Raw genomic sequence first — 17,120 nt, 5'->3', positions numbered from 1 at the left:
TAAAAATTATACTTATCAAGCTACCCATACATAAAATTTAAATTTCTCATACTTCGAACTGAACATGCATAGATGAAGAGAAAAAATTTTGAATACAATTAAAATCCAAAACTCAAACTTTATTTAATGTCTGGAAGACAACCAGAAAGTCGATGTAATGCTTTATATAACTTCTTAGCAGAATCAAGATGCTTTTTCGCCTTATCGGGCTTTAAGTTTGCAGTGGAAATCCACGCATCTTGGCTACCTTGATTTGCCAAGTATGCTGCTGTAGCGGCAAGTTCCAGATCCACAGCGTCAGCTTGATTGGCTACCTTGATCAATCGGCAGCGGGCGGTGTCTACCTGAACATTTTCTACATTTGTTTTATATACAGAATAAGTTGTGCCCCAAGTTGTATGCTTCTCTTCCTCTTGCAGTAGCCCCTGCGTTTGTGCCTGTATTGCAGCATCAGCAACCTGCTCGCTATACGGACCGTAATAATGGTAGCTAAATTGGAAACCATTTCCGCACCCGGCAACTTCCAATAAATATGCAATTTTTTGGAGCCGTGTTCTGCCAACCAGACGCCCACCGGAATCACGTATAATATCCACCACTTTGGTGGCAGAGTCTTTGTTAGGCATAGCGATTCTCCTTTATGTACTGTTCGACCAACTGCAAACTGTTGACATCTTTTCTGTCAACATAAATCCGATAAAATCGAAAAACCTTAACCGCGCGGATAATGTCAGAATCATGACTAATATCGACACGTTGTCCGGCACTGTCATGGACATGAATTTGGTTCAACGGGGATGCCCGTTTGCTAGGGTCCAACTCTTTGTAAGGAGATCTGTCTCCGGAGTCCATGAGAACTTGACAGTTACATATTCCGGCAGAGGCCAATCTTCCCCTAATCTCATGTTCAAGTTTATCCCAATTTGTCTTCAAAGTAATTCGTTTTACTTCTTCGGTAGCCTCTGGCGGCAAGGCATCAAGAATATTTTTTTCAAATTTAAGGCTAATGTCAAAACATTTATACATAATGCGATTATACAAAAGCGTTGCATATTTCTTTATTTCGGGGTCGGCCGCTTTCATAAGCATAGGGAGAGCCCCCATAATGACAGTATCATCAAGAGACAACAACCTGCCAAGTTCATTCGGATACCGAGAAAATAAAATGTACGGATGATCCTCCGATAAGCCTGTTGCTGCGACTTGTTCATCCTTAACTAGGCTAAAAATCCGCACTAACATTCGAGCTGCCACTGTTTCCATACAGCGGGTTGCCTTGTGATAATAGATTGTCGGATAGAGCTGAAACAAACCCAAAACATAAGCTTCCGCCGCGTGGCGAGCTTTTTTATTTAATACAAATGTTTGTAGTGAATCTAGCTCGGAATCGTCCATGCCTGTAGGAATGTATCCAATTTCAAGATTAGAAAGTAGCCAAGTTAGGTCAATCCCGCTGAGCCTAGTTCCTGTCATAAGACGGTCTCGCTGCATATAATCCAATCTATCAGCATCAAATTGGCTTGAGACAACTGCACCATATATGTCGGAACCTTTCGCCAAAATCATATCCGCGACACTGTCGCTAAACCCTTTTCGGAACCCGTTTAAAATTTTCGCTATTTCGGAGTCCCGAATGATAAGACTACTTACTTTTTCATGATCTGCAAGTGACAATTCAAACTCAGCCCCTACACGTTCAAAGGCATGACTAAACGGGCCATGCCCAATGTCATGCAGCAGAGCCGCCGCTAGAGCCTCGTCCGCCTTATTTGAGTCGTAGTCATTTTGACCCAAAATCGCTTCAATAAGCCCCAGAAGATTTTTGGCTGTATGAAATACGCCCAAGCTGTGAACAAATCTTGTATGCGTTGCCCCAGGATAAACATAATCGGAAAACCCAAGCTGTTTGATGCGGCGTAACCGTTGAAAGGCGGGGCACTGGATGACTTTCCATAGAGCCCTCCCAAGAAGAGAACCATCAAATTCGATAAGATCATATAGCGGATCGCGTATGCGCCCTGCATATGTTTTTTTGGTTGCCGGAAGGATGGAGCTCACTCGATAATTTCCCTGCTTAGGTACGTTGGAGAAAACGACATTATCGTCATCAGCTTGAACGCGTATACAACAGTTACATTGACCTGTAAACTACCCATCGGAAGATCGAGTCGGCAAAGACACGGGAAATCCGTGAAGGTTGAAGTCAAGACCGAATTTGATATGAAAATTTGCTATCACCGCCACGTATTTGAAGAGAATTGAAGTATCCCCCCTTACCCAGCAACAGCTCCGCCATCCCCCTTCCTTCCAGCACGTGCAGCACAAAAACTTCATCTGATTCCGGACGATAGAATATACACCAAGGAAAAGTATTTTCAGCAGGGCATGCTTTCAGCAAGCTATTCATACTCTTTGACACCCATGAGTACGGCAGCGGCTTCGCCGTTCTGCGTAATTAACATAGGGCCAGATGTATTCACCTGTTCCAGAACTGGGGCCTGTGGGCCTCCACATAGCTGATGGACTTAATAATTTGGCTTGGGCACATAAACGGCTCTTTGGCATTCCTTACCCTAAATTACAGCCAAATAAAGGCTCATGGCAAGTTGTCTCGTATTTTCTAGAATAGGGCTGTTACGTCTTCATGCTGTATGTAAAAACTATCTATTGACGAAAATGCCACACGACAAAGAGCATAGTGCATCTAGCATACCACTCCACCATCAATCCCATGGCATGCAAATCAAGGGGAAAATTCGGCACATTGTAGGAAAAACACATAATAGTTAAGTCCACAAACAATTCCTGCGGGCCATTGCAAACAGCAACACCGCACAGGCATTCGTATGAATATGATACAAAGCAACTGAAACTCAAAATCAAAATTTAATAATACCGTTATTACCCTAGAAATTACTAGCAATATAAAAAATGAACAATATCATATGTATTTTGTCTAAATTAAAATGCAAAAAAAACACCAAAGTGCTACAAGTAACTATCAATTTAATACAGTATTTTTTACCCTGCACACCAACACATACCACTATTTTATGTTTACTTTATACAAATCATTAATTAGCATTATTAAAATATTTGGTTATATGTGAACTCTATTTATTCTTCACCCTATTTAGGCACTTCTCATTACCGGGAAGGGCAAATACAGGTGAAACAAAGAGTACTCCAAGGAGGCGTTCATGAAGAATTCTGGTTCTCAGCCAGCTTCTTTCGCAAGTGAATGGGACTGGGAAAAAGGCAAAAAAACAGTAGTGGCTTCTGTTTTGCCCAAAGACCCCGAAGCGTGGCAGGAAGAGCTGTACGTTTCCCCGGATGGAACACACATGGCGGCAGTTGTACGCCTTGAAGATGACAGCTTTACATTGCGCGTGAATGACGGGCAATGGGAACAGTCATTTGAAAAAGCATGGATGCCCCGCTTTGCCCCAGACGGCCGCCTTACTGCCCTGGTGATGGAAGACGACCAATGGACAGTGGCAGTAGACGGCACCCCATGGGAAGAACGCTTCGACTTTATCTGGAACACCATGTTTGGGGGCCAGAGCCAAATTTATGCTTCCATCCAAAGCGACATGCAATATGGCATGTGCAAGGAAGGCGAGCCATGGGCCGAATTGCATGACAACGCTACCGACTTTTCCCTTTCCCCCACAGGAAAGAATAGTGCCGCTGTAGTGCAGGTTGTGCCGCTGAAGCAGGCAGACCTGGAAACGTTTGCCAAGGGTGCATACACCGTAGCCGTCAATGGCACCGCCTGGGAACAAACGTTTGTAAACGCCTGGACCCCAGTATTTAATTGCCTGGGGGAAGAACAAGTTGCCGCCCAGGTGCGCTTAAACGAATTTGAGTACACCATTGCCGTAAATGGCACCCCCTGGCCAACAACCTACAACTGCGTATGGGCCCCAAGCTTTGACCCGCTGGGCTCTGCTGTGGCAGCCCCTTTCCGTAAAGGCGGGCGCTGGGGCATGGCGGTAGACGGGGCAGAATTTTGGAAGCCCACCTACTACCAGTGCTGGAACCAGCAATGGAGCTTTGACGCCAAAAAACTGTGGGCAATAGTCGCCCCGGAATACGGCAAGTTCACCGTGGCCTGCAACAACACCCCCTGGAATGCTCTTTTCCCCGTTGTTACCGACCTGGTGCTTTCCCCCCAAGGCACCCGCGCTGCGGCCCTTGCTTCGCACAAAAATGAAGAGTTCCGCGTGGTGGTTGATGGTGTGGCCTGGAATGATGCCTGGGACATGGCTTACCCCCCTGTATTCAGCCCGAACGGGCAGCATGTTGCCGCCCTGGTGCGCAAAAAAGACACCATGACAGTGTTTATAGACAACAAGCCTGTGGGCCAAACCTTCACCAAGGCATGGCAGCCCGCATTCAGCCCGGACAGTTCGTCCCTTTTGCTAAGGGGCGTACAAAACGGAGCCCTGGTGCGCTGTGTATTGCCGTTAAACGAACTTTTTTAAGGGGAGTATACAATGCAGACGTTTTATACCATTGCAGTTGGCCCCCTTGCCTGGTTCGCCTGGGCTGTTTTTCTGGTGGGTTCCGCATGGCGCATTTTCAGCATGGCATCCCTTGCTAAAAACAAGGAAATGGCTGCCGTTGCCTATTTTGACACAGCCTATGGCATGCGTTCCATTGCCCGTTGGATGACCCCCTTTGCCACCCTTGGCTGGCAGAAAAACCCGGTGCTGACTTTTGCTACCTTTGCCTTCCACATTTCCTTCATTCTGCTTGCCCTGTTCGCACAGGGGCATGCCATTTTATGGGAATATGCCTTTGGGATGCGGGTGTGGGCGTTGCCGCCGCAAGTGGCTTCCGCGCTAACCATTATTGCCACACTTTCCTGCGCCTATTTTCTTGTGCGCCGCCTCAGCAACTCCACTGTTCGCTTTGTTTCCACCCCCGGCGACTGGCTGGCCCTGGGCCTGGCAACCCTGCCTTTTATTACGGCCCTTCTTGTGCGCCAAAGTGTGGGCGACCCACTGCTTATGACACTGCTGCACGTTCTTTCAGGTGAAGCGGTACTGGTTGCCATTCCGTTTACACGCCTTTCCCACGCGCTGTTTGTGCCGTTTACCAGGGCGTACATGGGGTCTGAATTTGGCGCAGTGCGCCATTGCCCAGACTGGTAACAAAGCACACGGCCTGCATGGCAGGCGCTGGGGTGCACATACGTGCAGCATACTCTGGCTGCACAGCATAAAGGCTTCTGGCAGCCCAAAGTCATTCAGGAAAGATCATTCCCTGCGGCTGCCAAATACGGTTCTTTGCAAGAAACCTGCTCTGGAATACGCCAGAACAAGGAGAAAAACATGGGCATAGCTGAACGAAAAATAGAAGACGCCAACCTTTTGAAGGCGGTGGCAGCCCTTACGCCGGATAAAATACAGCAAGTGGTGCGCAGCGTCACCAAAGGGGAAGCGGGGGCACGCCTTGCCGTGTACCATGAAACATGCATGCGTTGCGGCATGTGCGCCGAAGCCTGCCACTTCAGCCTTTCCCACAAAGGCGACCCCACCTATACCCCGGTGGGCAAAATGGAACAAACCATGTGGCGGCTGCTGCGCACCGACGGCCGCGTTACCCCTGATGAAATTTACAACATGGCACAAATTGCCTTTACCGAATGCAACATGTGCAAACGCTGTGTGCACTTTTGCCCGGTAGGCATTGATACTGGCTACATCATTAGCCTTGTGCGCCGCATTTGCCACCTTTTGGGCGTTGTTCCCATGTATATTCTGGACACGGCCCACAGCCATTCCGCCACCATGAACCAGATGTGGGTGAAGGAAGACGAATGGATTGACAGCCTTATGTGGCAGGAAGATGAAGCACGCGACGAATTCCCCAAGCTGCGTATTCCGCTGGATAAGGAAGGGTCAGATGTGCTGTATTCCGTTATTGCCCCAGAACCAAAATTCCGCACCCAGCTTATTTACCAGGCCGCAGCCATTATGAACCAGGCCGGCATAGACTGGACCATGCCTGCTGGCCCCGGCTGGGACAACAGCGACATGTGCATGATGACAGGGAACCTGGAAATGATGGGCCGCCTGAAGCGCGCACACTATGAAATGGCCCAGCGCCTGCGTGTTAAACGCATTGTTATGGGGGAATGCGGCCATGCGTTCCGTTCCGTATACGACACGGGCAACCGCTGGCTTGGGTTTAAAGACTGGCCTGTGCCCATTGTCCACTCTGTGGAATTTTTCTGGGAACTGCTCACTACTGGCAAAATCAAGATCCCCCAAAAGTTTCAAAAGCCAGTCACCATTCACGACCCCTGCAACATTACCCGCGGGTATGGCCTTATGGAAAAACTGCGTGAAGTGGTGCACATGCTGTGTGAAAATGTGGTGGAAATGACCCCAAACCGCGAACACACCATTTGCTGCTGTGCCGGGGGGGGCGTTATTAACTGCGGGCCTCCGTTCAAGGGCACCCGCGTGGCAGGCAACAAAGTAAAGGCAGACGTACTTGCCGCCACCGGGGTGGAATATGTTATTGCCCCCTGCCACAACTGTCACGGCGGGCTGGAAGATATTATCTCCCACTACAAGCTTGGCATGCACACCAAGTTTATTGGCGACCTGATTTTTGAGCTCATGGAAAAACCGGGCGCTGAATAGCCCTGGCAAGGAGAAAGCCACGCATGAAAAAACTGAACAGCACCGTGTGCAAAGTACTTGTTTGTGCGGCCCTGGTAGCTACGGGGGGCCTGTGCCTGGGCCTGCCGCCAGCCTTTTCCTCCCAGGAAGATATTACCCATGTGCGCTCAGAAGCCCTGAAGCCACACACCCGCCCTGCTGCTTTGTTCCGCCACGATGAACACAATGAAAAAGCAGGCATTGACGACTGTGCCACCTGCCACCACGGAAAAGACAAGGATGGCAAGCGCGACATGGCAGACATGACCGCAGGCACCGATTGTGTGGAATGCCACGCCGTTTCCCCGGTAAAAGGGCAAACCGCACTGCGCCGCGCATTCCACCTGCAATGCATGGGGTGCCACCAGGAACGCAAGCAAGGGCCACTGCATTGCACCGGGTGCCACACAAACGGGTAGCCCCAAGTCAAAAAAGGGAAGGAAAACCCATAACAAGTTTTCCTTCCCGGCGGCCCCCCAAAAAGGCTTGCACCCTGTTTGCGCAAGGTAGGAAAACAAATGGAAACTGTGGTAGTAACACCAGAAGGCACATTGCTGGGCGGGGCATGCCTTCAAGTACATACCCCACTGCCTATTCTTGGCAGGACGCTTGTGCTGCAACCTGGCTGCACATTGCGTTCCTTTTTACGCATGTTTGTGCACTACCCCATACTGCAAGAGCTTTCCGAATTTTTACCAGACTGGGTGGCAGAAGCCTCCCAAAGCCCAGAGCAAGGGTGTTCCTGCCCGGAAGTAGCCCAACTGGTTTTGGGAAAAACAAATGAACTTTTAGGCTTCCCTCCCCCCCCCAGGGTTGAGCAATTTTTGTGGTTGCGGGGCATAGCCCCGGAACACACCGCCCAGTGGCAGGCCCAAGGGGGAGAAGAGCGAATGGCAACAGCCCTGGCAAACGTGGAAGTACGCTTTATTCCTGCTACACTGCTTTTGGATATACCGCTGGTACTTGGTGCCCTGAAACATACCGTATTGGGCAATGTGAACCACGAGCTTATGTGTACCAGCAGGTTTACACTGTTTGAAGTTGTAGACGGACTGGCCTGGGAGTTCAGCTTCCGGGGAGGAACGCAACAATGTAGCCTGGGAGTATAACACAATGTTTGGAAAAATTCTCTTTGCCACCACCGCATCACCTGGCAGCAACAATGCTGCAAAATCTGCTTTCGACCTTGCCGAACGTAATGAAGCACGGCTGTATCTGTTCCACGTTTTTGGCGCACCTACCCGTGGTTTTGGGCACCTTGTGCGTGATTTAAAGTCTGGTGAAGAAGACCTTGTGGATACCGATTACCGCGAATGGGTGCAGGAAGAACTGCACACCATATATGCAGACCAAATTAAGGGCCTCAGTAAAGGCACACTGGCAACCCAACTGGCTGTGGGGGTGCCGCACACAGAAATTTTGCGCTTCGCCCGGCAAGAAGATGTGGATATTATTGTTATGGGGGCCCATAACAGTGAAGAGGACAACACCTCTTCACGTTCCCGCGCTGTTATTGGCAACACCATGCGTAAAGTTGCCCGCGCTGCCAAGTGCCCTGTGCTTATTGTAAACCGCCCCTGCACCACCTGCTGGCGCATGTTTTCAAACATTATCTTTTGTACCGACTTTTCCAAGGCAGCAGATGCCGCCTTCCAGTTTGCCTATAAAACGGCCAAGGAAGTAGGGGCAAAGCTGTACCTGTTCCATGCCTGCGACATTTCCAATGCCCTGCTCGGGGTATATGCCGGGCAGGTGGAAATTGAACGCAAGCTGGCAAAAGCACGGGAAATGATGCAGGAGCGCTATATTTCCCGCATGGAAGGGTTTGACAACTACCAAGTGGAAATTTGGGAAGGCACCCCATACGTGGAAATTCTGAAATTTGCCCGAGATAAAAAGGCAGACCTTATTGTAATGGCCCACCACACCCACGACGTACACGAAGATGAGGCGGAAATTGGCTCCACCGTGGAACAGGTGGTGCTGCGCTCCGCCTGCCCTGTGGCCAGCGTGAACCGCATGGATAAAGTTTCGGAACTGGCCTGAGCCAGCCCCCTGCAACACCATGCCACATATTCTGGTTGTTGATGACGATGTTTCATTCCGCTTTTTTTTGAAAAACCTGTTTGCCCTGCAAGGGTTCACAGTAAGCACAGCCCGCAACGGAAACGAAGGGCTAACACTTCTTGGGCAAACACTTCCAGACCTTGTTACCCTGGACGTGATGATGCCGGAAGAAAGTGGGCTGGGCCTTTACCGGGCCATATGCATGACCCCTGCATGGCGGCACATTCCGGTTATTATGGTGAGCGGAGTGACACAGGAAGCGTATGTTCATGCCCTGGCAATGAATAGCATGCAGGAAGGGGCACTGCCTGAACCATTCGCTTACGTGGAAAAACCACCAGCACCAGAAACAATTTTGGCCCTTGCACACACAGCGCTGCATAGGCCACCCCCCCAAGGGGTGCTCTAGCCTGACCAGCCAGCAGGCGAAAGTTCTTACTGAAACCAAGATTTTGTTCACGGGTAAATGCCCAGACATTTACCACAGAGTATAATTTTGGTGGCCCCCCATGCCCAGCTATTACGTGGCAGTCCTGGCTGGCATGGGGTGCCGCCAAAGTGGTGTAACAACCACCGCATGCTTCCCCTGGCATATGCCTTTCCCCCAGCCATTACGTGGCAGTCCTGGCTGGGGGGCATGTGCCAGGCAAGCAGTGCACCTGGGAATACCCTGGTTACCCAGAGCTTCCCTTTTCTTGCAGCTCGGCAGTTGCTTGCCCCTTTCTGTTTAGTGGCAAAAACGAATGGTGGCAAGCACTGCCAAAATAGGTATACTTACGCAGCCGTATGGCTGTGCATAATTTCGCAGGCAACGCAGCATGGCGTTTACGCGTGAACTCGCACGGAGGAAGGTACAACCATGGCCCACAAGATAATGATTGTTGACGATGATCCGCACATAGTCAAATACATGACCGATTTTTTGGCTGACAGCGGTTACGCAACCTGCTCTGCCCCGGATGTGGCCGAAGCACTGGAAGTGCTGAAAAGGGAAAAGCCAGACCTGATAACGCTGGACCTGGAAATGCCCAATGAATGGGGGCCCCGCTTTTACCGTAAAATGGTGAAAGAAGAAGCGTTTAAAAATACACCTGTTATTGTCATCAGCGGGCTTTCCGGCATTCACCTTGCCATTCACGGGGCTGTGGCTTCTTTTAAAAAGCCCTTCGACCCACACAAGTTACTGGAAACAATCAAAGCAACGCTGGGTGACTAACGTTGCTCGTTCGCCTTGGCCCACTGCACAAGGGTCGGGGCTTACTTTTGGAAAAGGGCTGTAGCCTTGTGTTGCAAGGCACAAACTACAGCCCTCTCCTTGTTTCAGGCTATTCAGATTACACCGCAACTACCCTGCCGCGCCAACTTCCGCATAATTTAGCTTGCCCCCCAACCTGCCAGCGCTTACTGTTTTGCCTATAGCATCAATGTTGTCCAGCTTTTTAGCCGAACAACATTGGGGCAAGTCTGCAAGCAAAATTGCCTCGCATAGCGTGTGTTTGTCTTTACCACCACCTCTTTTTGTCCCTCATTTTGGTAAAACTCTTGCCTGAGAACAAAAAGATAGCCAAACACTCTTTCTATGACATATGTATTTTGCAATGTCTGCATACAATTTTGCGTTGTGGGTTCTGCATAGAAAAAACTGCTGGCCAAGGTAAGGAGGGGGCATGAAAACGCGGCTGCTGCTTGTGGACGACGAAGAAGGCATACGCAACGTACTTTCCCTGGTGCTGAACGATTGCGGCTATGCTGTAACCGTTGCTGCCAACGCTGAAGAAGCATGGGAACGCTTCCTTGCCCTGCCCTTTGAGCTGGTACTTACCGACATTAAAATGCCCGGCCATTCCGGCCTGGAGCTTTTGGCCCGTGTAAAACAGCATAGCCCTGAAGCGGAAGTGATCATGCTTACTGGCCATGGCGACATGGACCTGGCCATTGAAAGCCTGAAGCTGGATGCCTTTGACTTTCTGTTAAAGCCCGTAAACCAGGACGTGCTGGAAATTGCCCTGCAACGTGCGGTGGAACGTATTTCAATGCGTAAAGACCTGCGCGCCTATGCCCAGAACCTTGAAGACATGGTGCGGGAAAAGTCTGCCCAACTGGTGGAAGCGGAACGCCAGCTTGCGGCCATGCAGGTGATGGAAGGCATTGCCTCCGGCATTCGTTCCCTCACATTTGCAGTAACGGAAGAACAAGAAGGCCTTGGCACTGACGTGCCTGTGCCCGAAGGCATTTTCAACGAACTGCCGTGTTTTGTGGCCGTGCATAATGCCGACCTGAAAATTGTTGCCATTAATGCCCTGTACAGGGAACGCCTGGGCAACCTAGTGGGGGGCAACAGTTGGGCGGCTTATGCCCCCAATGCGGTGCCCAAACGCATGTGCCCGGTGCGTGAGGTGCTTGAAACGGGCATTGGGCACAGAAGTGACCAACTTATTGTGGATAAAACAGGCACAGAAATTCCGGTTATTGTCCACACCGCCCCTATTTATGACAATGATGGCGAAGTGGAACTGGTACTTGAACTTTCCGTAGACATTTCAGAAGTGCGCCGCCTGCGCGAAGACCTGCGCCAAACCCAGGAACGCTACCGAAGGCTGTTTGATGCCTCGCCCTGCTATATTGCGGTTATGGATAAAGGCATGCGGGTGGTGGAAGCAAACCGCAAATTCCGCGATGATTTTGGCGAAACCGGGAACAAATCCTGCCACGAACTGTACGCCCACCGCCAGTCTGTTTGTTCCGGGTGCCCGGCCCAGCACACGTTCCAGGACGGGGGCACCCACCAGCATGAAACGGTGGTTACAGCCCAAAACGGGCGGCAGGTCAATGTGCTTGTAAGCACAGCTCCCCTGTATGACGCCAAAGGGAATGTGGCGGAAGTGCTGGAACTTTCCACAGACATTACGGAATTGCGCAACCTGCAAAGCCGCCTTGCCCAGCTTGGGCTGTTGCTCGGCTCCACGGCCCACGGCATAAAAGGCCTGCTTACGGGCATGGATGGTGCTGTGTACCGCATGGGCAGTGGCCTTGAAAAAAATAACCCGGCCCGGGTTGAAGACGCCTTTGCCGACATGCGCCAGCTTTCCGCCCGACTTAAAAAACTGGTGCTGGACATTCTTTACTATTCCAAAGAACGCAGCATGGTGTGGGAAACACTTGCCGTGGCTGACTTTACCGCGGAAAATGCCACCATTGGGCGCAGCAAGGCCGAAGAACGCGGGGTACACTTTGTTTTTGCCCCTGCCCGGCAAGAAGAATGGGGCACATTTACTGTAGACAGCAGCGCCATGTCTTCTGCCCTGGTGAATATTCTGGAAAACGCGGTGGAAGCCTGCACCGCCACCCAAAGCCCACCTGCCACCCCCCCCACAGTTACCTTTGCCGTGGAAACCACGCCTGAAACCATCTGCTTTTGCATACGCGACACAGGCCATGGCATGGACACGGAAACACGCGAAAAGTTGTTTACCCTGTTCTTTTCCTCCAAGGGGGCTGCTGGCACGGGCATTGGCCTGTTTGTTGCCAACCAGGTAGTGGCCCAGCACGGGGGCCACATTGCTGTGGAATCGGCCCCAGGGCAAGGTTCTGCCTTTACCATAACCCTGCCCCGCACCCCGCAGCAGCCGCAAGAGTAGCCCGCACCCTGTACATCTCCACGCAGCCCAAGCGGAAGAAAGAATAAGGAAATGCTATGGCTTTGCTCACCCGGCTGGCAAAACAACCCCTTGCTACAAAATTACTTGTGGTTACAGGTGCTGCCCTGTTTGGCTGTGTTGTGCTGCTTTCCGCTGCCAGCATATGGAACCAGCAACGCCACCTGGAAGCACGGCTTGCCGCCAGTGCTGCCCGCCTGGGCGACACCATTCGCCTTGGCGTGCGCTATGCCATGCTGCTGAACGACAGGGAAGAGCTGGCCCATATTGTGCAAAACCTTGGCAACAGCAGCGAAATTGACCTGTTGCACATTTACAACAAAGAAGGGGAGGTCATGTTTTCCTCCCGCCAGGGGGAAGTTGGCCAGCGGGCCAGCCCACAGGAGGCCCCTTGCCAAACATGCCACGCCACGGCACCGCCACGTAACGAACTTTCCCTCACCCAGCGCACCCGCCTGTTTACCGGGCACGACGGCAGGCAAATGCTGGGGGTTATAACCCCGGTTATGAATGAACCAAGCTGTTCCGGCCCGCCCTGCCACTTTCACCCCGCAAGCCAACAGGTGCTGGGTGTTCTTGACGTAGTTATTCCCTTTACAGCCTCTGTGCAGGGCATACGCAGTTTTCAGGGGACAATTTTTACCTTTGCCGCCCTGTTACTGTTCCTGGGGGGTATCAGTGTGCGCTGGTATTTAAAGCGCTTTTTAACCTACCCCATACAACAGCTTATTGCAGGCACCCGTGCTGTGGCCATGGGGGAAGCGCCCAACCTGGCCCAGGTACAACAGCAGGACGAAATTGGTGAACTGGCACAATCCATAACCACCATGCACCGCCGCATTGCCCAGGCCCAGGCCAACCTGCACCGCCAATATGACGAATACCAGCGCTTGTTCGACCAGGTGCCATGCGCCATTACGGTACAAGATAACAATTTCAAGGTACTGCGTTCCAACAGGCTGTTCCGCGAACGGTTCCACCCCAAGCTGGGGGACCACTGTTACACAGCCTATAAAGGCAGGCAAACAAAATGCCCCAACTGCGCGGTGGAAAAAACCTTGCTCACCGGGCTTGCCCATTGCAGTGAAGAAAGCACCATTGCCCCAGACGGCAGCAGGCTGCACTGGCTGGTGCATACTTCCCCCGTGCTGGACACCGCTGGCAACGCTGTGGCTGTTATGGAAATGACCCAGGACATTACGCAGCGGAAAAACCTGGAAGAACGCCTGCGCTGCTCCGAGCTTAAGTACCGCGCCATATTGAACAACATTCCCACGGCCGTGTTTGTTCTGGATACAACCACCCTGGAAATAATTGATTGCAACACCACAGCGGAGCGCATGTATGCTACCCCGCGTGAAGCCCTGGTGGGCAGTTCTTTTCTGGAATACTTCATGGAAGAAGAACGCCAGCAGTATGCTTCCCAGCTCACCACCTTCACCCTTATTCACAGGGCGTACGTGCACGCCCGCAATGGGCGCGTGTTCCCGGTGGACATCTTCCTTTCCCCTTCCGAATATCAGGAACAATCCGTTTTTCTGCTTATTGCCAACGACATTACGGCCCATGTGGAAGCGGAACAAAAGGTGGTGCAGGCCGGAAAAATGGCCATGCTGGGGGAAATGGCCACAGGCGTTGCCCATGAACTGAACCAGCCCTTAACGGTAATTAAATCTGCCAGCGGCTATTTGTTGCGTAAAACCAGAAAGCAAGAACCCGTAGTGCCGCAAACACTGGCCCAGCTTATGGAAGAAGTGGATGCCCAGGTAGACCGGGCCACGGAAATTATCAGCCATATGCGGGTGTTTGGCAGGCCCACAGACCTTGTACTGGAGCGGGTGTATGTGAACGAAGTCATTACCGATGCCTGCCGGTTTTTCAACCGCCAGCTTGCCCACAGAAACATTGAACTGGTGCATGAACTGGCAAGTGACCTGCCCCCCATTATGGCTGTGCCCAATCGCCTTGAGCAAGTTATCATTAACCTTATGATCAATGCCAGAGATGCCATTGAAGAACAGGGCAACAAAAATCCCGATGCGCCCCGGCGCATTACCCTGCGCACCTGCTTTACCAACAACGTGGTGGAAATTCTGGTGCAAGACACAGGCACAGGCATTGCCCCGGCCCGCCTGCCCCGGCTGTTTGAGCCCTTCTTTACCACCAAAGAAGCGGGGAAAGGCACAGGGCTTGGCCTTTCCATCAGCTACGGGCTGGTAAAAGAGTTTGGTGGCACCATAACCGCCTACAACAGGCAAGACGAAGACCCGCAGGCCCAGGGCGCCGTGTTTTGCGTGCGTTTTCCTTGCACCGGGGGGGCATAAGTATGCAGGGAAATTCACTGCTTTTGGTGGATGACGAAGCAGGCATTCGCACCGTGCTTGGGCTGTTGCTGCAAGACATGGGCTATGCCGTTACCCTGGCAGAAAGCGGGGAAGCCGCCCTGGCCATGCTTGGCGCGGTGAACCCGGATATTGTCATAACAGACATCAAAATGCCTGGCATGGACGGCCTTGCGTTATTGCAGGCCATAAAGCAGACGTTGCCGCAAACTGAAGTGATTATGCTGACAGGGCATGGAGACATGGAACTTGCCGTAACCAGTTTGCGCCTTGGGGCTGGCGATTTTTTAACAAAACCGGTGGCGGAAAATGCCCTGGAGGTTGCCTTGCAGCGGGCCAGGCAGCGCATTGCCATGCAGCAAGCCTTGCGCCAGTATACCACCCAGCTTGAAGAACTTGTCCAGCAGCGCACGCAAGAACTGATTGCAACAGAACGGTTTGCCGCAGTGGGGGAAACTGCCGCCAGCCTTGCCCACGCCATAAAAAATATTGCCGGGGCACTGGAAGGCACCATGTTTGTGGTGGAAGAAGGCCTGAAGCGCAACAAACCGGAACTGCTGGAAGAAGGCTGGCACATGGTGCGTAACGATGTGGACAGGCTGCGCAAACTGGCCATGAGCCTTTTGGACCTTGGCAAACCCACCCCTGCCGTGCATGAACCCACAAACCCCGAAGCATTATTGCAGGAAGTGGCACGCCTTATTACCCCGCAAGGCACGGCTGCCGGAATAGTGGTTGAAACACACTGCGCAGCGGGCACCGGGCCCTACCTTCTGAATGCCCAGGCCCTGCACGCCTGCCTTATGAACCTGGCCCTGAATGCCCTGGAAGCCAGCCTGCCCGCCGCAGGCGGCAAAGCGTGGGTGCAGCTTGGAGTGACGCGGGAACTGACGGAAAACATGGGGGAAACACTTGTGTTTTATGTGCAGGATTCCGGGCAGAACGGAGGGGCGCACCCTGAGCAGGGCAAGAAAGCGCAGGCTGAACCTGACACCGCAGGTGGGGGGCAAGGGCCGGGGGGCATACCGTTTGTTTCCCTCAAAGAGCAGGGCAATGGCATTGGCCTGTTTGCCACACGTAAAATTGCCCATGAAATTGGGGCAGAGTTGTGCTTTACCCCCCTCCCTTCAGGGGGGATGGAGGTACGCCTTAGCGTGCGGGTAGAAAGCGCTTCAGCCCTCTAGGCCAAGGCCCTCGCCCCAGGGCAGTGGCCTTGCTACTTTTTGGGGCACACCCCAGGCACTTGCGTTTCCTCGGTTGCCGGGGAGCCTAGTTGTTCCACATGTCTTTGAAACCGGCAGCACCCTTTTTTATGGCAATGCAGGTCGGTGCCTTCACACAGGCGCACATTACCGCCTTCAATACGCAGGGCAGTGGCTTCCACCAGCATTATGGCCAGTTTTTTCCGGGCAGCCCCATACATGGCCTGCACCGTGGTGCGGGCAACCTGCATTTTTTCCGCGCACTCTTCCTGAAGTAAGCCTTCATAATCAATAAGCCGTAGCACTTCATACTCATCCACAGTCAGGGTCACTGTTCCACGGGTTCCAGCCCCTTCCCCCAACGGGCCAAAGCGCCTTTTGCAAGGGGGGGCACATACCTTTCTCATTTTCTGTGGTCTTGCCATATCTTCCTTCCTGAACCCGTTCCGCCAAAAGGCAAAACGCCTTCCTGCCACGTCACTCGTTATTGTTTGCCCTGGGGGTTGGCCCCATATCTGTTCCCATTTCTTCTGCCGTTTCGTTTGCCGTTGCCACAACCGTTGCCCAGGCCATTTCCGCAAGGAACAGGCACGGCACTGTCATTTGCTGCCATGCTTGCATCCTGTGTACCCACTGTTGCCTCATTTTTCAAGTTGCTCAATACACGCCGTTTTCCGGCTTGCTTGCCACAACAACGACTGTTCATTCTGTTTTGTTCAGGCATGGGGCACCTCCAAAAAGTTATTGACATATGTCATATACCCGAGCTACATCTATTTCCGGCATATGTCAACAATAGGTTCCCAAAGGAGAGACGCATGAGCAAGATTGCCATTTCAAGTGAAGGCCCAGGCCTTACAAGCATGGTGGACCCGCGCTTTGGCAGGGCAGGGGGCTTTGTTGTGTTTGACACAGCAAACAGCGCCACCAGCTATATTGATAACGGCGCTTCGCAGGTGCTGGGCCAGGGGGCAGGCATTGCCACGGCAGAACGCATGGCCGAAGCGAACGTGGAAATTGTGCTCAGCGGCTACGTTGGCCCCAAGGCATTTCAGGCGCTGCAAGCCGCGGGCATTAAGATATGCCAAAACATAGACGGCATGACCACCGGGGACGCGCTGCACCACTTTCAGGCAGGCAATGTTCCCTTTGCCGAAGCCCCCAACAAGTAGTTGC

The 17,120-nt window shown here is 52.2% G+C and carries 17 protein-coding genes; 12 read left to right on the top strand and 5 right to left on the bottom strand.

The window, feature by feature from the left end; genetic code table 11:
* Positions 1-119: 119 nt before the first annotated feature.
* The 3 genes from G497_RS0108195 to G497_RS20600 all read right to left on the bottom strand — a co-directional run bounded on the left by G497_RS0108195 (position 120) and on the right by G497_RS20600 (position 2,462).
* Positions 120-626 carry a hypothetical protein gene (locus G497_RS0108195; protein ID WP_027187786.1) on the bottom strand — a complete coding sequence of 169 codons (507 nt, stop codon included), beginning with the start codon at positions 624-626 and terminating at the stop codon, positions 120-122.
* On the bottom strand, positions 619-2,058 hold the full coding sequence (locus G497_RS17350) for an HD domain-containing protein (protein WP_051257967.1): 1,440 nt from the start codon (positions 2,056-2,058) through the stop codon (positions 619-621). The genes G497_RS0108195 and G497_RS17350 overlap by 8 nt, the downstream gene beginning before the upstream one ends.
* Before the next feature lie 341 nt (positions 2,059-2,399).
* A complete protein-coding gene (locus G497_RS20600; RefSeq protein ID WP_245576367.1) occupies positions 2,400-2,462 on the bottom strand; it encodes a type II toxin-antitoxin system prevent-host-death family antitoxin in 63 nt (20 codons plus the stop codon).
* A gap of 738 nt (positions 2,463-3,200) precedes the next feature.
* On the opposite strand from G497_RS20600, the gene tmcD reads away from it, so the two are divergent.
* The 11 genes from tmcD (at position 3,201) to G497_RS0108120 (ending at position 15,926) form a co-directional block, all read left to right on the top strand.
* Positions 3,201-4,487: an electron transfer complex subunit TmcD gene (gene tmcD / locus G497_RS17345; protein ID WP_034637233.1), complete on the top strand. Its 1,287-nt coding sequence runs from the start codon at positions 3,201-3,203 to the stop codon at positions 4,485-4,487.
* Positions 4,488-4,499: 12 nt separating this feature from the next.
* Entirely contained in the window at positions 4,500-5,159 is a 660-nt protein-coding gene (gene tmcC / locus G497_RS0108170; protein ID WP_027187785.1) for a TmcC family electron transfer complex membrane anchor subunit, read from the top strand.
* Between the two features lie 180 nt (positions 5,160-5,339).
* On the top strand, positions 5,340-6,659 hold the full coding sequence (gene tmcB, locus G497_RS0108165) for an electron transfer complex ferredoxin TmcB (protein WP_027187784.1): 1,320 nt from the start codon (positions 5,340-5,342) through the stop codon (positions 6,657-6,659).
* Positions 6,660-6,682: 23 nt separating this feature from the next.
* Entirely contained in the window at positions 6,683-7,096 is a 414-nt protein-coding gene (gene tmcA, locus G497_RS0108160) for an acidic tetraheme cytochrome c3 TmcA (protein ID WP_027187783.1), read from the top strand.
* A 99-nt stretch (positions 7,097-7,195) separates the two neighbouring features.
* Positions 7,196-7,786: a hypothetical protein gene (locus G497_RS0108155; protein ID WP_027187782.1), complete on the top strand. Its 591-nt coding sequence runs from the start codon at positions 7,196-7,198 to the stop codon at positions 7,784-7,786.
* A gap of 4 nt (positions 7,787-7,790) precedes the next feature.
* The gene (locus G497_RS0108150) at positions 7,791-8,723 is read left to right on the top strand and encodes a universal stress protein (RefSeq protein ID WP_027187781.1); all 933 of its coding nucleotides are present in this window, start codon (positions 7,791-7,793) and stop codon (positions 8,721-8,723) included.
* A 19-nt stretch (positions 8,724-8,742) separates the two neighbouring features.
* On the top strand, positions 8,743-9,153 hold the full coding sequence (locus G497_RS0108145) for a response regulator transcription factor (RefSeq protein WP_027187780.1): 411 nt from the start codon (positions 8,743-8,745) through the stop codon (positions 9,151-9,153).
* Positions 9,154-9,603: 450 nt separating this feature from the next.
* Positions 9,604-9,960 (top strand): DVU0259 family response regulator domain-containing protein, encoded by a 357-nt coding sequence (divK, locus tag G497_RS0108135; protein ID WP_027187778.1) that lies wholly within the window; start codon positions 9,604-9,606, stop codon positions 9,958-9,960.
* Between the two features lie 451 nt (positions 9,961-10,411).
* Positions 10,412-12,382 (top strand): hybrid sensor histidine kinase/response regulator, encoded by a 1,971-nt coding sequence (locus G497_RS0108130; protein ID WP_027187777.1) that lies wholly within the window; start codon positions 10,412-10,414, stop codon positions 12,380-12,382.
* A gap of 56 nt (positions 12,383-12,438) precedes the next feature.
* Positions 12,439-14,724 carry a PAS domain S-box protein gene (locus G497_RS0108125; protein ID WP_027187776.1) on the top strand — a complete coding sequence of 762 codons (2,286 nt, stop codon included), beginning with the start codon at positions 12,439-12,441 and terminating at the stop codon, positions 14,722-14,724.
* Positions 14,725-14,726: 2 nt separating this feature from the next.
* Positions 14,727-15,926 carry a response regulator gene (locus G497_RS0108120; protein WP_027187775.1) on the top strand — a complete coding sequence of 400 codons (1,200 nt, stop codon included), beginning with the start codon at positions 14,727-14,729 and terminating at the stop codon, positions 15,924-15,926.
* Positions 15,927-15,958: 32 nt separating this feature from the next.
* Here the strand turns inward: G497_RS0108120 and G497_RS17340 are convergent, their stop codons facing one another.
* Entirely contained in the window at positions 15,959-16,369 is a 411-nt protein-coding gene (locus G497_RS17340) for a DUF134 domain-containing protein (RefSeq protein WP_051257966.1), read from the bottom strand.
* Positions 16,370-16,421: 52 nt separating this feature from the next.
* Entirely contained in the window at positions 16,422-16,565 is a 144-nt protein-coding gene (locus tag G497_RS20345; protein WP_169726985.1) for a hypothetical protein, read from the bottom strand.
* A gap of 197 nt (positions 16,566-16,762) precedes the next feature.
* On the opposite strand from G497_RS20345, the gene G497_RS0108105 reads away from it, so the two are divergent.
* Complete coding sequence (locus G497_RS0108105; protein ID WP_027187774.1) at positions 16,763-17,116, top strand: NifB/NifX family molybdenum-iron cluster-binding protein; 354 nt, start codon at positions 16,763-16,765, stop codon at positions 17,114-17,116.
* Positions 17,117-17,120: the final 4 nt, after the last annotated feature.

This window comes from Desulfovibrio cuneatus DSM 11391 (assembly GCF_000430005.1).
GTDB lineage: Bacteria > Desulfobacterota > Desulfovibrionia > Desulfovibrionales > Desulfovibrionaceae > Frigididesulfovibrio > Frigididesulfovibrio cuneatus.
Note: the sequence above shows the minus strand (reverse complement) of the source record. Positions and strands in the feature narration are given on the sequence as shown.

Bases quoted from the DNA above. Each gene is read 5' to 3' on its own strand.
- G497_RS0108195 (WP_027187786.1), bottom strand. From the start codon at position 626: ATGCCTAACAAAGACTCTGCCACCAAAGTGGTGGATATTATACGTGAT.
- tmcD (WP_034637233.1), top strand. From the start codon at position 3,201: ATGAAGAATTCTGGTTCTCAGCCAGCTTCTTTCGCAAGTGAATGGGAC.
- tmcC (WP_027187785.1), top strand. From the start codon at position 4,500: ATGCAGACGTTTTATACCATTGCAGTTGGCCCCCTTGCCTGGTTCGCC.
- tmcB (WP_027187784.1), top strand. From the start codon at position 5,340: ATGGGCATAGCTGAACGAAAAATAGAAGACGCCAACCTTTTGAAGGCG.
- tmcA (WP_027187783.1), top strand. From the start codon at position 6,683: ATGAAAAAACTGAACAGCACCGTGTGCAAAGTACTTGTTTGTGCGGCC.
- G497_RS0108155 (WP_027187782.1), top strand. From the start codon at position 7,196: ATGGAAACTGTGGTAGTAACACCAGAAGGCACATTGCTGGGCGGGGCA.
- G497_RS0108150 (WP_027187781.1), top strand. From the start codon at position 7,791: ATGTTTGGAAAAATTCTCTTTGCCACCACCGCATCACCTGGCAGCAAC.
- G497_RS0108145 (WP_027187780.1), top strand. From the start codon at position 8,743: ATGCCACATATTCTGGTTGTTGATGACGATGTTTCATTCCGCTTTTTT.
- divK (WP_027187778.1), top strand. From the start codon at position 9,604: ATGGCCCACAAGATAATGATTGTTGACGATGATCCGCACATAGTCAAA.
- G497_RS0108130 (WP_027187777.1), top strand. From the start codon at position 10,412: ATGAAAACGCGGCTGCTGCTTGTGGACGACGAAGAAGGCATACGCAAC.
- G497_RS0108125 (WP_027187776.1), top strand. From the start codon at position 12,439: ATGGCTTTGCTCACCCGGCTGGCAAAACAACCCCTTGCTACAAAATTA.
- G497_RS0108120 (WP_027187775.1), top strand. From the start codon at position 14,727: ATGCAGGGAAATTCACTGCTTTTGGTGGATGACGAAGCAGGCATTCGC.
- G497_RS17340 (WP_051257966.1), bottom strand. From the start codon at position 16,369: ATGGCAAGACCACAGAAAATGAGAAAGGTATGTGCCCCCCCTTGCAAA.
- G497_RS20345 (WP_169726985.1), bottom strand. From the start codon at position 16,565: ATGCAAGCATGGCAGCAAATGACAGTGCCGTGCCTGTTCCTTGCGGAA.
- G497_RS0108105 (WP_027187774.1), top strand. From the start codon at position 16,763: ATGAGCAAGATTGCCATTTCAAGTGAAGGCCCAGGCCTTACAAGCATG.